The following is a 15,297-nucleotide window of genomic DNA, read 5'->3' on the forward strand; positions in this document are numbered from 1 at the left end:
ACGACAAAATATTAAATCTCAACTTAAATTATTCAAAAGCATCCAAATATACCTTATTTTTTCAGCCATAGCGACCTATTTAGAACAAATATAAATAATGTCGAAAAGTTGCATTATTCCTTTCTTCGCAAATCTATTTGTAATTTTGCATTCGATTAAGTGTCAGCTTTTGTCAAAATGATCGCAGGTATGTGCTCATTGACGTGAATATGTTTGGGGAAACATGAAAATTACAGAAGGCCGGTACAAATGCATAAACAAATAATCCCAACGAAACTGTCATAGTTTTAGCCTGTTCGGATCATAATCCGAACAATTGCCCATGATAGTTTCTTTGCTGAACTAATTTAATGAGTAAACGGGTTCATTTATACCAAAGCAAATGAACGCACAATAAATAATAAAGTAATGAAAAAAAGTTCCATCATTCTAATCGCTATTATTGCTGTGGCTATTGCCATGATACTTGTCATCTACACGGATTCAAGTACCTACTCGACATTTACCGAGGCAAAAGAAAAGAAAACAGAACTATATGTGGTCGGCCAACTAAACAAAGATAAGGCGCTTCACTATGATCCGAAGACTGATGCCAACAAATTCAGCTTTTTCATGTACGATAATGACGGTACAGAGTGCGAGGTTGTCTTCAGAGGTGCAAAACCGCAGGACATCGAGCGTTCGGAACAAATTGTGTTGACTGGCAAAATGGACGGAAATGTGTTTAGAGCAAGCAAAATATTGATGAAGTGTCCATCGAAATATAACGATAAATCGGTCGTCACGGAAATCAATGCCACAGCTTTCAATAATTAATTTGTAAAATCAATTTTTCAATGGACGTTAATTACGTTGGTGAGCACCTGCTACCTGGGCAGATCGGACAATTTTTTATTGTTCTTTCCTTTGGTGCCGCGCTTTTATCTTGTATCGGCTATTTTTTTGCGACTAAAAACCCTGAAGAGACTTCATGGAAAAAGATCGCGCGCATTGGATTCTGGATTAATGCAGTCTCCGTTGTAGCAATCGGTGCAACCTTATTTTATATCATCTATAATCATCTTTTTGAGTACAATTATGCATGGGCACACTCGTCCAAGACATTGCCCACTTATTATATTATTTCCAGTTTTTGGGAAGGACAAGAAGGCAGTTTTTGGCTATGGATGTTCTGGCAAACAGTATTGGGTGCAATATTGTTGTTTAAAGCAAAGAGCTGGGAAAGCTCCGTGATGACTTTCGTGATGCTTTGTCAAGCTTTTTTGGCATCCATGATCGTTGGTGTGGAACTTTTCGGATTACGTATCGGTAGCTCGCCATTTATCCTGTTGCGTGACGCAATGGATATTCCGATTTTAAAACAAGCCAACTACCTATCGTTGATCACGGACGGTAATGGCTTAAATCCACTTCTCCAAAATTATTGGATGGTGATCCACCCACCGACCTTATTCCTTGGTTTTGCTTCGATGATTGTTCCTTTTGCTTATGCAACAGGTGCCCTATGGACCAAGCGTTACAAAGAATGGATCAATGCAGCTTTGCCATGGGCCTTATTTGCGGTAATGATTTTGGGAGCTGGTATTATCATGGGCTCATTCTGGGCTTACGAAGCGCTTAACTTTGGCGGATTCTGGGCTTGGGATCCTGTAGAAAATGCATCCATCATTCCTTGGTTTACCTTGATCGCGGCGGTACACGTCATGATTGCCTATAAAAACTCAGGGCATTCTTATTTTACAGCAACATTTCTGGCGATGATCAGCTTTGTGCTGGTGATCTATGCATCTTACCTGACGCGTAGTGGTGTCCTTGGCGAAACCTCCGTTCACTCGTTTACTGATTTGGGAATGAGCGGACAGTTGATCTTGTTCAACGTTGCATTTTTAGCGATTATGGTTGTCTTTCTTGTTGTTAAAAAGAAAGAGATGCCTATTACTGAAAAAGATGAAGATATCTATTCGAGAGAATTCTGGTTATTTATCGGTGCCTTGGTACTAACTGTTGCCTGTGCACAGATCATTGCCTCTACTTCTATTCCAGTATTCAACAAGATTTTTGGCACCAAGGTAGCGCCACCGTTGGAGCCGATTCAACATTATAATAAATGGCAATCCGGCTTCGCGGTTATCGTCATGATTATGACCGGATTTACACAGTTCTTAAAATACAAACGTACCGATAGCCGCAAGTTTTTAGCATCCACTGTAGCATCGCTGGCTGTAGCCATTATCCTGACAGCAATTATTTCCTATTTTACCAAAACTTATACCAACCTGATCTATATCCTGATTACTTTTGCCAGCATCTTCTGTATCTTGGCGAATATCCGGGTACTGGGCGATGCGGTCAAAGGTAAATGGAAATTGGCGGGATCCTCGGTAGCGCATATCGGTTTTGGCCTCCTGTTGATCGGAGCAATGATCGCCGCAGCTACAAATGAAGTTATCTCTGTCAACAATACGGGGTACATCGCGGTATCGGGCTTTGACAAAGTGGAAAAACCTGGTGAAAACCTATTTTTAACCGAAGGCGAGCCGGTACAGATGGGTGAATATAAAATCACGTATATCGGCGATAGTATTGTTGCACCAAATACGTATTACAAAATCAAATACGAACGTGTCGATGAGGAATCGGGTAAAGTGAAAGAAGAATTTATTCTACAACCTTTCGCGCAAAACAATGCCAAAATGGGTGGTTTGATCGGTACTCCGGCAACTAAACATTATATTACACATGACGTATATACCTTAATTACTGCTGCGGCTGCCGAAAGTCAGGCACAGCACGCAAAAGTATCTGCCGAAGAGAAAACGGGGTTTGAAGATTATGAAGAACCTGCGACCTATCAGGTCAATATTGGCGATACCTTACGTTACCGCAATGGTTACTATGTAATTGAAGGTCTTAACAAGGAAGCACAGCTCGAAAAAATCCCGAAAGGCCCCAACGATGTAATGGTTGGACTGAAAATAAAGGTCTTTGCAGCAGATAATAAACAATATGAAGTGCAACCTGTTTATTTGATCAAGGATGGTGGAGTCTATGATTTCAACAAAGATGTGACTGATCAAGGCCTTAAATTTAGGTTTACAGGAATCAAACCAGATAAGGATAAGCTAGAAATCATGGTCTACCAAAAACCGCTACCGGAGAAAAAATGGGTGGTCTTTAAGGCAATCAAATTCCCATACATCAACTTCTTTTGGTGTGGAACAATTGTCATGACCATTGGTTTTATCATGTCTATTGTCAGACGGAATAAAGAGGAAAAACGAAAATTAGCGAAATAATGAATATTGTCATCTTAGGAAGCGGAAATGCCGCAACGCATTTTGGACAAGCGTTTCAACAACTAGGACATCAGATCGTTCAAATCTATAGTAAAACAAAGGCCAATGCGAATGCATTGGCCTTTGCGCTTCAATGTCCTGCTACGGATCAACTCAGCCAGCTGCAGATCGATGCTGATCTGTATCTAATTGCCGTGTCCGATCAGGCTATTCCTACAGTTGTAGAAACGATGCCTAAGCCTATTAAAGGCATTGTTGTGCACTGCTCAGGCGCAACCGATATCGATGTACTGAAGCAGTTTAACAACTATGGTGTGATCTATCCTCCACAATCGCTCTCTAAAAATAAATCGGTTGACTTTTCGGGTATTCCATTTTGTGTCGAAGGCAATAATGAAGATAATGCCGAGATCTTGCTTCATCTGACACGAACCTTTTCTCCCCGGAGCATCCTGTGCAATTCGCAACAGCGATTGGCGATTCATCTGTCTTCGGTCATGGTCAACAATTTCTCAAATATCCTTTATCAGCTCGCTTACGAACTCTTGGAGGAGAATAATCTTTCCTTCGATCTGATCCGGCCAATCATTCTAGAAACGGCAGAAAAAGTACAAAAGCAGGTTCCAATTACAGTTCAGACAGGTCCGGCGATTCGGGAAGACCTGACGACACAGCAAAAACATTTGAAATTTATTAGTAATAAACCAGATTTACAGCAAATCTATCAACTTTTGTCGCATGAGATTACTAAAAGAAAATAGTTTGTTAGAAACAGTTATAAACTTATCAAAACTTATTCCAGCATAGTAAATATATCCATTTACTTAGGGAACTTTAGTACATTTGCTCTGTCCGAAAGCGCATTTTGGAATGCTAATTGAACAGTAAAATATTCAATTGGACTAAACATTAAAATAGCGAATTAAAACTAAACAATCGTATTTTCTATGGAAGTTAGAAAACTCATTATTTCAACAATGATCGTGATTAATTTAATCATAGTATCATTTGGCTTTATATTTACATCAAGCTGGTTTTGGTTATTAATCATTCCATTCCCATTATTATTGATTGCCCTATACCATAGTTTCCAAACTAAACATGCGATTTTACGAAACTATCCCTTGGTTGGATACTTCCGTTATATCTTTGAATCCATCCGTCCTGAATTGAGGCAATACTTTTGGGAATCTGATATGGACGGCCGCCCCTTCAATAGGAGACAGCGTTCCATCGTTTATCAACGGGCAAAAAATCAACGGGAGACCGTTGCATTTGGTATGCAAACCGATCCACAGGCAGTTGGTAATGAATGGGCTGCGCATTCCGTATTTCCCTGTCATATTGAGAATCATGACTTACGTACAAAAGTTGGTAATGAAGCCTGTAAAAAACCGTATAGCTTAAGTGTATTTAATATCTCAGCAATGAGTTATGGTGCCTTGAGTAAAACGGCTATCACTGCACTAAACAAAGGTGCCGCCCTACAAAATTTTGCGCACAACACGGGCGAGGGTGGGATCAGTGATTACCATAACAATGGTGGCGATTTGATCTGGCAGGTAGGTACCGGTTATTTTGGCTGCCGTAATGCAGAAGGTAAATTCGATGCAGAGCTTTTTCGCGAGAAATCCAATCGTGAAAATGTGAAAATGATCGAACTGAAACTCTCCCAGGGAGCGAAACCCGGTCATGGTGGTATCTTACCAGCAGCCAAAAATACGCCTGAAGTTGCGGCAATACGTCACGTCATCCCAGGAACAGACGTCATGTCGCCACCTGCGCACAGTGCATTCTCTTCACCAACGGAAATGATGCATTTCATACAGCAAATGCGTGACCTTTCAGGTGGAAAGCCAATCGGATTTAAAATATGTATCGGTGATAAAAATGAGTTTATGGACATCTGTCATGCCATGCAAAATACACAGATCTTCCCAGATTTTATCTCGGTCGATGGATCTGAAGGTGGAACAGGTGCTGCGCCATTAGAATTTACAGACAATTTAGGGATGCCTCTTTATGATGCTTTGGCATTTGTCACCAAAACCCTGATCTCATTTGGCTTGAAAAAACACATCAAGGTGATTGTCTCCAGCCGTATCGTAACTGGTTTCGATATACTGAAAGTGATTGCATTGGGTGCCGATGCGTGCTATAGTGCACGGGGAATGATGTTTGCATTGGGTTGTATTCAGGCCTTAAAATGTAATGAAGACGTTTGCCCTGTTGGTGTTGCAACGCAACAACCACATTTATACAAAGGATTAGATGTAAATGACAAGTACGTACGTGTGGCCCAATTCCACCGCAATACATTACGCGCCACTGTGGAGATCATGGAAGCCTGCGGATTCAAAACCTTATCCGATGTATCGGCAGATAAATTCTACCGCAAAGTTGATGCAATACGGACGTTAAGTTTTCAAGAAATCTATTTTGGTACGGAAGGAAAACTCGTCAATAGTCACACCGATTTCGAAAGCAAGCTTTTCGAAGATTAATCTTCCAAATAGCTGCTCTATACAAGAAGCCCTCAGTCGTTGCTAACGCTGAGGGCTTTCTGTTTTTTCTTTTCCCCTATTGGCCTTTCGGCTCAGATAATTTCTTAATAAGAATACGTGTGATCCCCCAATGACATCGTGTTGCTATTTTAAATTGAACAGCACGCGATGCAAGGTGGTATGCGACAGCGCAATTTGATCATCGGTCAACCCCCCTAACGCCTGTTCGATCGTATTATTGGCTTGCTTCATGCCTTCCTCTTTCATCTTTCGCCCAATTTTGGTCAAATAGATCAAATTCGACCGTCTATCGTTTTTGTCGTTGACCCGGATAACCAAGTTGAGTCTTTCTAGATTATTGATCAGGCGCGTTACACTCGGTTTGTCCCGGAATGTACGAATCGCCAGTTCCTGTTGGGTCAGTCCCTCTTCTACCCACAGGTTATACATGATACTCCATTGCTCCGAAGTAATGCTTAAACCCGCTTCCTTGAGATTGCGCTGCAACCTCCGCATAACCGCAATCGAATATTTCCCTGTCAGAAAATTATAAAAATACTCTTGCGATACTAAATCTTGGTCTAACATATAAATAATGGTTATGGTTGTTTACGCAACTTGTGTCGCTAATAAATAGTATGTTCAAATCAAAATAAAAAAAAACTAAACTTATTTTGGCTAATACTTAGCCTAAAGTACGCTTTTCAACAATTGTATCAAACAAATTTTATCAACATACAATAAATAGATGTTAATAAATCATCATAAACGATTTATAGTAGACTGAATTTAGGAATAAAAAAGGACACAAACAAAATAAATTGCTTGTCTTTATACCTAATAAAAAGCAGGATGACCAGGCTGCAAAAAGAGTTATCCGATGCTAAAAGAATCTGAATCTTTTAAAAACGGAAATTTTTCACGTGCCTCCAGCAAATCATTGGGATTTAACGTAAAGGTATATAAATCTTCGTCCTCTGGCTTATAGTAAACAACATCACCTAAAGGTGATATGCACATTGATCCACCCGAGTAATAGATATCATTACCATCATGCCCCACACGGTTTACGCCAACCACGTAAGCTTGATTTTCAATCGCACGCGCGGGGATCAGTGCCCGCCAATGTGCCGAACGTTTGTCTGGCCAGCTTGCTGTATAAACTAGGATATCATAGGCAGCATTCTGGTTCTTGGACCAAACTGGGAACCGCAGGTCATAACAGATCATAGGACATATTTTCCAGCCCTTGATATCCACTAAAATACGTTCGTTGCCTGGTTCGAAATACTCGCTTTCTTTTGACATACCAAAAAGGTGGCGCTTATCGTATTTCACATATTTGCCATCAGGAAACATCCATACAAAACGATTATAGTATTTCCCACCTTCTTCGATGATCAATGAACCAGCAACAACACAATTCAGTGAACTTGCCATTTCAAATAACCATTTTGTGGTAGGGCCATTTGCTGGCTCGGCACATTTTTCAACGTTGTTTGTGAATCCTGTATTAAACATCTCCGGCAAGATAATCAGATCGGTCTTCTCGCGCAATGCTGAAAGCCGCAAAGCCAGATTATTCAGATTTTTTTCAATATTTTCCCAGAATAAATATGCTTGAAATACCGTGATTTTTAAAGGATCCATGAACGTTATCTAAAATTTATTTAATTATTTAGTACAAAATAGCCATTTATTGGCAAAATACGAATTTTAATAGAATTTTCTCTCTATTGCTGTCTCACCAAAAGGTGATTTGCTAACAGTATTAACGCTGCCTTACGTTCGTTTGGTACATCCAGCGCTTCCATTTTTTTAAATGCACGTTGTGTATAGCTATCCTTTAATTCATCGGCCGATTTCCTGACCTGATACTTATCATATAATCTAAGCATGTCTTCAACTTTTGTTGGGACCACATCAACAGTCGAATTTAATAAATGCTGCATGAGGGGAAGATCCTCCTCCTCAATAACCTCCATCAGTTTAACGAGTAGAAAGGTTTTCTTATTGATTATAATATCACCACCAACGATCTTACCAAAAGTATCCGGATCTCCATAGGCATCCAGTATGTCATCCTGCAATTGAAAAGCCAAGCCGACATTTTCCCCAAAATCATAGATCAATTTTTGCTGTTGTTCGTTCGCTCCCGAAAGAATAGCGCCCAATTGCAGTGCACCCCCCAAAAGTACGGATGTCTTCAAGCGGATCATCTCCAGGTATTCCGACATACGCAAGGATGCACGGCTTTCATAATCCATATCCAATTGTTGACCTTCGCAGACCTCCATGGCTACTTTGCTCAAAATCCGCAAGGTTGCCGGCAGATAGACGGGATTACATTTGGAAATTTCCTCATAGGCCTTGACCAACAAACCATCGCCAGAAAGAATAGCGATATTGGCATCCCATTTTTCATGGACGGTGGTCTTGCCCCTCCGTAAAGGTGCTTTATCCATCAGATCGTCATGTATCAGGGAAAAGTTATGAAAAAATTCTACTGCTTTTGCAGCTGGAATAATTTCTTCCATTTCCTGCATGCCAAATAACTCGGCCGCCATCAATGTTAGCACTGGTCTAACCCTCTTGCCGCCCAAAGTCAATATATACCGTATGGGATCATATAAATGTGTGGGAGTTTCGGGAAATTGACTTGTCTCTATCGCCTCTATCACGAGCTGTTGTAAGTGTTGCATATATCTTTACGATCGAATCATGCGAATATAGCAATAATCATATAGAAATGGCAATTTTGTACCGTTAAAGCATATCAACGCAAAATTGTACATTTGTGTAAGTCTTTTATTATGCGCATACTGATTATCCATACATTTTACCAAAATCCCGGAGGGGAGGATACTGTATTTCAACAGGAATATTCCCTCTTGTCCCAAGATCATCAGGTCCGCACGCTGACCTTTCAGAATAAAAAAGGCTGGCGGGGAGCCTTACAGACACTAAGTTCAATCTGGAATATTTTCGCCGCAAATAGCTTAAAAAAAAACATTCGTGAATTCAAACCGGATGTCATTCATCTACACAATACACATTATGCTGCTGGTCCGATCCTGATACGTACCATCGCCAAACAGGGTATTCCCCAAGTAATGACACTGCACAATTTTAGGCTACTCTGTCCATCGGCAACGCTATACCATCACAATCATTTATTTCTGGATTCGCTAAAAGAAGAATTCCCCTGGACGGCCGTTAAAGAAAAAGCATTTAATGATTCGCTCCTTAAAACATTTCTCCTCGCATTTAACTACTGGTTTCACCGCAAAATAGGCACCTGGCAAAAAGTCAACCGTTACATTAATTTAAGCAGTTTTGCAAAGTCTATATTTGTCAGTTCAGCATTGAGGATACCAGCCGAAAAGTTTGCAGTAAAACCTAATTTTGTTTTTCCTACAACTTTAGCGCCGGAAGTTTTATGTCCTTATTTTATCTATGTAGGCAGGCTATCGGACGAAAAGGGAATATTACAGCTGATTGAGTCCGTAAAAGGAACGGGGTTGGAACTCCGCATTATCGGTGGTGGACCACTGGAAGAGGAGGTCGTGAAAAGCATAAGCGGGCATTCCAATATCAGCTACCTCGGCTTTAAACCCCGGAGCGAGATTTTACCATTGGTTGCTTCGGCACAGGCACTCATCGTTCCCTCCATTTGTTTCGAAGGAATGCCCATTACAATTCTTGAGGCTTACTCCGCCGGAACGGCAGTACTTTGCTCCAACTTAGGGCCTTTGCCTGAAATGATTATCCCCAATAAAACCGGGCAGACATTTGATCCGCACAACAAAAACGAGATCGTTGCCTGCCTAACCCAATGGAATGCCATGACAAGGGAAGAAAAAGATGAGATAAGAAAGACCTGTGTAGCCTATTATTTTAGTAATTTTACTCCTGAATTAAATGAAGGCAAATTATTAGCGATCTATAATGACGCTATTGAAGATAAAAAATTGAACAAATGAGCATTATTGTAATGGATAAGCTGGGTTTGGCACCTCAAATCCAAGCGACATTGGAAACGATCTATGATCCTGAACTAAAGCCAGCAAATATCGTGGATCTGGGACTTGTCTATGAAATTATTACCAAGGAAGATGGCATTGCAAAAATCGTCATGACACTCACTGCCCCCGGCTGTCCGGTTGCAGGCGAAATCATGAATGAAGTGCAGGAGAAAGTCGCTGCTATTGAAGGGGTCAAAGAAGCTTTGGTCGAACTGACTTTTGATCCACCCTGGACCAAAGATATGATGTCCGAAGAAGCAAAACTCGAATTGGGTTTCTTGTAACTCAGGAGGCAATTTTATTAGGATGTATTTTCGCTACGAAATCTATTGGAGAAGCTGCATTAATAGCTTTATCGGCCATTAATTATTTTCCAGATCACTTAGTTTCTTGAGCGGCTTGGCGGTATTGGCATCGCTTCCAAAGAGCAGCTTCCATAGATTACGCGATTCTTTCGTCAAAAGTGGCGACACGATGGAAAGGATCAATACATACACCACGACGAAAGATTGAATCACAGGGAGTAAAGCGCCTGCTTTGCCGATATTGGCCATGATAATCGAAAACTCTCCGCGGGCAGACAGGGTGAAGCCGATGTCAAAGGAAGTTTTAGGCTTCATTCCCGAGAATTTGGCTGCAAAATAACCTGAAGCAAGATTACCCATGACGGTCACCACAGCTGCTATGGAAGCCCACAATACGGCTCCCCCCAGCGACATGATATCAATCGATAGTCCGAAGCTAAAGAAGAACATCGCCCCGAAGAAATCTTTATAAGGCAGCACCATTGCCTCAATTTTCTTAATGTATTGCGAATCTGCGAGTACCAATCCCGCCATCAATGCACCAATAGCCTCAGCAACATGGATGGTCTCCGAAAATCCGGCAACGATAAAAAGCAGCGCAAAAATGACCAATATAAATAGTTCAGAAGTTTTTTCTTTTAATAAACGATCTATTGCCGGCACCAATTTGCGGCCCAGCACCAAAAAGGCCAAGATAAAGCCCAATGCCAACAAGGACGTCCCTGCTACCGTCCAAAACGAACTACTACCCGTTAATATCAATCCTGAAAGAAAGGAAATGTGCATGGCGATAAACAGGTCGTCAAACATGATCATTCCCATAATCACTTCGGTCTCTGGATTTGCCGTCCGTTTCAGGTCCGTAAGCACCTTAGCTACAATAGCTGTTGAAGAGCTCGTCATGATACCACAAAGCACCATCATCTCCTTGAAGGGCATATCCATCAGCCAACCAATCAACAGTCCAGACGTAAAATTGAGCAGTACGTAGATGGTCCCTCCTGTTACGATGGCTTTACCTGATTTAATCAGTCTATTGACTGAAAATTCCAGTCCCAGATAGAATAAGAGAAACAACACCCCTAGCCTGCCCATAAAATCTATAAAGGGTTTGCTTTCGGTAAATGTCAGGTCCACCATCCCAATCTGAGGTGCATGCTGTCCCAAAACCATGCCTATAATAATGAAAAAAGGAATAACGGAAAACTTAAGCTTGTTGGCAATCAGTCCAACAATGGCTACAAGTCCGACAGCGATTCCAATTTCCAATATTAAGGTATGTGATAGCATAGATTACAGTAAAATTTCCTTTAAAAGTTTGATGTTGTTTTTCTTTCCGGCAATGACGAGGGTCGTACCCGGAGTAATCAGGTAAGATGGTCCGGGGTTGATCACCGTTTCATCATCCCTAATCCCAGCAATAATGGAAGCTCCTGTACGTTGCCGTACCTCCAATTCACCGATCGTTTTTCCTGCCCCTTCCCATTTGCCCTCAAGCTTGTACCATTCGATACGCAAGTCGTCCAAAGCTACTTCAATTGTTTCCAATGCCTTCGGTTTATAGGACAAGCCGCCTATAATACCGGCTATCTGACGGGACTCATCATCATTAAGTGTCATTACACAGCGTGATTCATGCTCCTCATCATCATAACGATACAGTTCCCGCCGACCATCATCGTGGATCACAACAACCATATTGTCTCCCGCATCGGTTTCGATTTGAAATTTCTTTCCAATTCCAATCAGATCGGACTCTCTTACAATAGACATAATCTTCTATTTAAATAAATACCCATAATAACAGCAAAGTGCCGTTTTACCAAAAACAAATTTAACCAAAAATTCAATCTTAAACGAATCCTCACCGCGCGACGGCAGGGGACATGAACAAGCAGATTATCCCAAAATACTAAAAAAAGATCAGAAAAACGAGTTTTAGGCAGCTTAATTCATTTAAAAACATCAGTCAGCGTCCCCCATTTCTGGGTGAAAGCGTTATTACAAAGTTGAATTTCTATAACGTTTTCGTAGTTCGTGCAATCGTTTGTTCAGCTCAGCAAAGAAATGACTCCACCTAATTTCTTTATACTTGTCGCCATTAAAACTAGCGAATCTAAATTACACACTATGGTCAAAAAGAGTCATTTCATTCTACTGACGCCCTTAACAATTCTTTCAGTAGCAGCACCTTGTTATGTTGCAGCGCTCCCTAATAATGCGAAGACAGCCATTGTCCAAGTCGTCCAACAACAATCCGTTTCTGGAAAGGTGGTGGATGAAACCGGGAAGCCTGTCAGCGGGGTTACCGTACAGCAAAAAGGAACAACAGTAGCAACCACCACTGGTCAAGATGGAGTATTTACGCTGACAGTCACATCAAAAAATGCCACATTAGTCTTTAATTCAATCGGATTTATTGCACGGGAGTTACCAGTATCCCAAACAACTCAAGTTACACTGACAAAATCCGAGGACATGTTGGACGAGGTTGTCGTTGTTGGTTACGGTAAACAGAAAAAAAGTGACCTGACAGGAAGTGTCGCTACAGTGGAAGCCAAATCCCTGGAGCGAATCAATTCGCCAAACATCGTGGACAAACTACAGGGCAAGATTTCTGGTCTAGCAATCAATTCTGGAAATGCTAAACCAGGAGAAACCGCAGCGATCAATATACGTGGCGAAAACTCCATATCTGCTTCCAATAATCCTTTGATCATCTTAGATGGAATCCCTTTCAGCGGCTCATTGGGTGATATTTCCTCCAATACCATTGCGAGTATTTCTGTCTTAAAAGACGCCTCTTCCACGGCCATTTATGGATCACGTGCGGCAAACGGGGTCATTTTGATCACCTCCAAAAAAGGTGCCGCTGGAAAAGCGCGCATCAATTACAATGGTTATTTTGGGCTACAGAGCGTAGAACGTCGTCTGAAATTGATGAATGGCCCACAATACATTCAATTTATGCGCGACTATCAAGCCGCTAAAGGTAAAACTGGTGATGCGCTTAATCCCGAAAACTACCTTTTTGCGAATGTACTGGAACAGTATAAAAAAGGCGAAGAAGTCAATTGGCAAAATGAAGCCTTTAACAATGCGGCTCCCATTCACGAACATCAGCTCAGTTTTTCGGGCGGAACTGACAAATCTGATTACTACGCATCAGTAAGCTATCTCAATCAAGATGGCGTGGTCAAAAACACACCGTACGAACGCTACAATGTCAACTTAAATCTCAATCAAAGCCTAAATTCATGGTTAAAATTGGGAATGACCATGCAAGCATCACAAGGCAATCGTGATGGTGTACAACCCAACCTGGAAAGCGTGGTAAAACTATCCCCCTATAGCAAAAATCGGGATGAAAACGGTGTAGCGGAGACGTATCCGATGTATGCCCAAACATTATGGGGCCACCCTTTCGCCGATGAAAATGGTCAATGGGACAATACACGACGGACTGTTTATGCAAACTCCTGGTTAGATGTCAAGCTTCCAATTGAAGGGTTAAGCTTCAAGTCAACATTCGGCACGAACTACAGAAATATCAATGAAAACTCCTATTATGGATCAAATACTTTGACAGGACGCGGTGTAAATGGACGGGGAGAGATTTATAATGAACATTTTTGGGATTGGACCTGGGAGAATTTACTGACTTATGACCGGACTTTTGGCAATCATAAAATTAATGTAGTCGGACTCTATTCTTCACAAAAGACCAACCTCAAAACGTCTAAAATGACCGGCGATGATTTCGTTTCCGATGCCGGGTACAACAATATGGCTTCAGCTTCCAAAAATCTGAAATTGGAATCCAAGCTTGAGAATACAGCGATGATCTCTTATATGGGACGGATCAACTACTCCTTCAAAGATCGTTATCTATTGACATTAACCGGTCGTTCGGACGGTTATAGCGCTTTTTCTGTTGATAACAGGTACGCCTTCTTTCCTTCAGTTGCCGGAGCATGGGTAATTTCCAAAGAAGGGAACGTCCAGGATTACTTTGATCAGTTAAAACTACGTGTTTCTTATGGTAAAAACGGGAACCAAGCCGTATCTCCATATCAAACCTATGATCGATTGACCAATGTGGATTATATCTATGGCCTAGATCCCGTAAAAGGACTAGTGATGAATTTCAATGGACGAGGAAGCAACCTGACCTGGGAAACGACATCCTCCTTAAACGCAGGTTTGGATTTTGGCATTCTTAAAAATCGTCTCTCGGGAACGTTTGATTACTATACTTCGAAAACAACAGATCTTTTGCTGAGCGAGCAAGTCCCTGTCATGAATGGTTATAACACAATTTTGAACAATATTGGTGAAACCTCCAATAAAGGGTATGAGGTAACTCTAAACGCATTGAACATTAAAAATGACAATTTTCAATGGAACAGCACGGTCAATTTTGCATACAACAACAATAAAATTACCAAATTACGTTCCGATGGAAAGGACGATTTGACCAACGCTTGGCTTATTGGCAAACCCATCCGTATATTTTATGATTACAAAGTGATCGGGGTATGGCAAGAAGGTGAGGATATCGCCAACTCTTATCAACCAAAAGCAAAACCAGGCGATGCTAAATTAGCTGATTTAAATAACGATGGTAAAATCGATGCCAGCGACCGTACCGTCATGGGGAATAAAATTTCACCTTATACCCTCGGTATTGGGAATGATTTTACCTACAAAAATTTCTCCCTTTCTATTTTTATGAACGGTGCTTTTGGCGGCACAAAAGTGGATGATTTTAAAAATATCGAGCGTTTCCTACCCAATAATGGCGCAAATTATCTAGCTGATATGCCTTACTGGACACCGGAGAACCCAAACACAGATATACCGTCACCGGGTTACACACCCGTCAATAACCATACGTATTACATCAATTCAGCGTATTGGCGGATTCGCGACCTCAGCTTGGGCTATACCTTTGAAGGCGATTTTCTAGAACGATTGAATCTTTCATCCGTCAGGGCATTTATCAATGCACGCAATATCTATACGTTCTCCAAAATAAAGGGGTACAATGTAGAAGCATTAAGTGTCAGTTCGACGACAGGAAACCCCACATCAACAAATATTGCCTACCCTTATCCGGTAGCAAGAACATTCTCATTAGGGCTAAATGTTCAATTCTAAAACAGTT

General features: G+C 41.2%; 12 protein-coding genes. 7 read left to right on the top strand and 5 right to left on the bottom strand.

The annotated features are described in order from the left end of the window. Window positions 1-408: 408 nt before the first annotated feature. The 4 genes from B4A24_RS00335 (at window position 409) to B4A24_RS00350 (ending at window position 5,800) form a co-directional block, all read left to right on the top strand. The gene (locus B4A24_RS00335; RefSeq protein WP_172396380.1) at window positions 409-816 is read left to right on the top strand and encodes a cytochrome c maturation protein CcmE; all 408 of its coding nucleotides are present in this window, start codon (window positions 409-411) and stop codon (window positions 814-816) included. A gap of 20 nt (window positions 817-836) precedes the next feature. Then, window positions 837-3,296 carry a heme lyase CcmF/NrfE family subunit gene (locus tag B4A24_RS00340; RefSeq protein WP_293941140.1) on the top strand — a complete coding sequence of 820 codons (2,460 nt, stop codon included), beginning with the start codon at window positions 837-839 and terminating at the stop codon, window positions 3,294-3,296. After that, window positions 3,296-4,057, top strand: a complete 762-nt coding sequence (locus B4A24_RS00345; RefSeq protein WP_172396378.1) for a Rossmann-like and DUF2520 domain-containing protein — start codon at window positions 3,296-3,298, stop codon at window positions 4,055-4,057. Before B4A24_RS00340 ends, B4A24_RS00345 begins: the two co-directional genes overlap by 1 nt. Window positions 4,058-4,243: 186 nt before the next feature. Then, on the top strand, window positions 4,244-5,800 hold the full coding sequence (locus B4A24_RS00350; RefSeq protein ID WP_172396377.1) for an FMN-binding glutamate synthase family protein: 1,557 nt from the start codon (window positions 4,244-4,246) through the stop codon (window positions 5,798-5,800). Between the two features lie 144 nt (window positions 5,801-5,944). On the opposite strand, the gene B4A24_RS00355 is transcribed toward B4A24_RS00350, so the two are convergent. The 3 genes from B4A24_RS00355 to B4A24_RS00365 form a co-directional block, all read right to left on the bottom strand. Beyond that, entirely contained in the window at window positions 5,945-6,388 is a 444-nt protein-coding gene (locus tag B4A24_RS00355) for a MarR family winged helix-turn-helix transcriptional regulator (protein WP_172396376.1), read from the bottom strand. 285 nt (window positions 6,389-6,673) lie between these two features. Then, window positions 6,674-7,450: an amidohydrolase gene (locus tag B4A24_RS00360; RefSeq protein WP_293941145.1), complete on the bottom strand. Its 777-nt coding sequence runs from the start codon at window positions 7,448-7,450 to the stop codon at window positions 6,674-6,676. An 83-nt stretch (window positions 7,451-7,533) separates the two neighbouring features. Beyond that, window positions 7,534-8,502 (bottom strand): polyprenyl synthetase family protein, encoded by a 969-nt coding sequence (locus tag B4A24_RS00365; protein WP_172396374.1) that lies wholly within the window; start codon window positions 8,500-8,502, stop codon window positions 7,534-7,536. A gap of 111 nt (window positions 8,503-8,613) precedes the next feature. Between B4A24_RS00365 and B4A24_RS00370 the strand changes: the two genes are divergently transcribed. Then, complete coding sequence (locus B4A24_RS00370; RefSeq protein WP_293941148.1) at window positions 8,614-9,783, top strand: glycosyltransferase family 4 protein; 1,170 nt, start codon at window positions 8,614-8,616, stop codon at window positions 9,781-9,783. Between the two features lie 11 nt (window positions 9,784-9,794). Then, a complete protein-coding gene (locus tag B4A24_RS00375; RefSeq protein WP_409456480.1) occupies window positions 9,795-10,109 on the top strand; it encodes an iron-sulfur cluster assembly protein in 315 nt (104 codons plus the stop codon). A 78-nt stretch (window positions 10,110-10,187) separates the two neighbouring features. On the opposite strand, the gene B4A24_RS00380 is transcribed toward B4A24_RS00375, so the two are convergent. Both B4A24_RS00380 and B4A24_RS00385 read right to left on the bottom strand, forming a co-directional pair. Continuing rightward, a complete protein-coding gene (locus B4A24_RS00380; RefSeq protein WP_293941153.1) occupies window positions 10,188-11,420 on the bottom strand; it encodes a cation:proton antiporter in 1,233 nt (410 codons plus the stop codon). A gap of 3 nt (window positions 11,421-11,423) precedes the next feature. Next, a complete protein-coding gene (locus tag B4A24_RS00385; RefSeq protein WP_077438826.1) occupies window positions 11,424-11,903 on the bottom strand; it encodes a cation:proton antiporter regulatory subunit in 480 nt (159 codons plus the stop codon). A 357-nt stretch (window positions 11,904-12,260) separates the two neighbouring features. On the opposite strand from B4A24_RS00385, the gene B4A24_RS00390 reads away from it, so the two are divergent. After that, entirely contained in the window at window positions 12,261-15,290 is a 3,030-nt protein-coding gene (locus B4A24_RS00390; RefSeq protein ID WP_293941159.1) for a SusC/RagA family TonB-linked outer membrane protein, read from the top strand. Window positions 15,291-15,297: the final 7 nt, after the last annotated feature.

The sequence above is a fragment of the Sphingobacterium sp. UBA7249 genome (assembly GCF_002472835.1).
Taxonomy (GTDB): domain Bacteria; phylum Bacteroidota; class Bacteroidia; order Sphingobacteriales; family Sphingobacteriaceae; genus Sphingobacterium; species Sphingobacterium prati.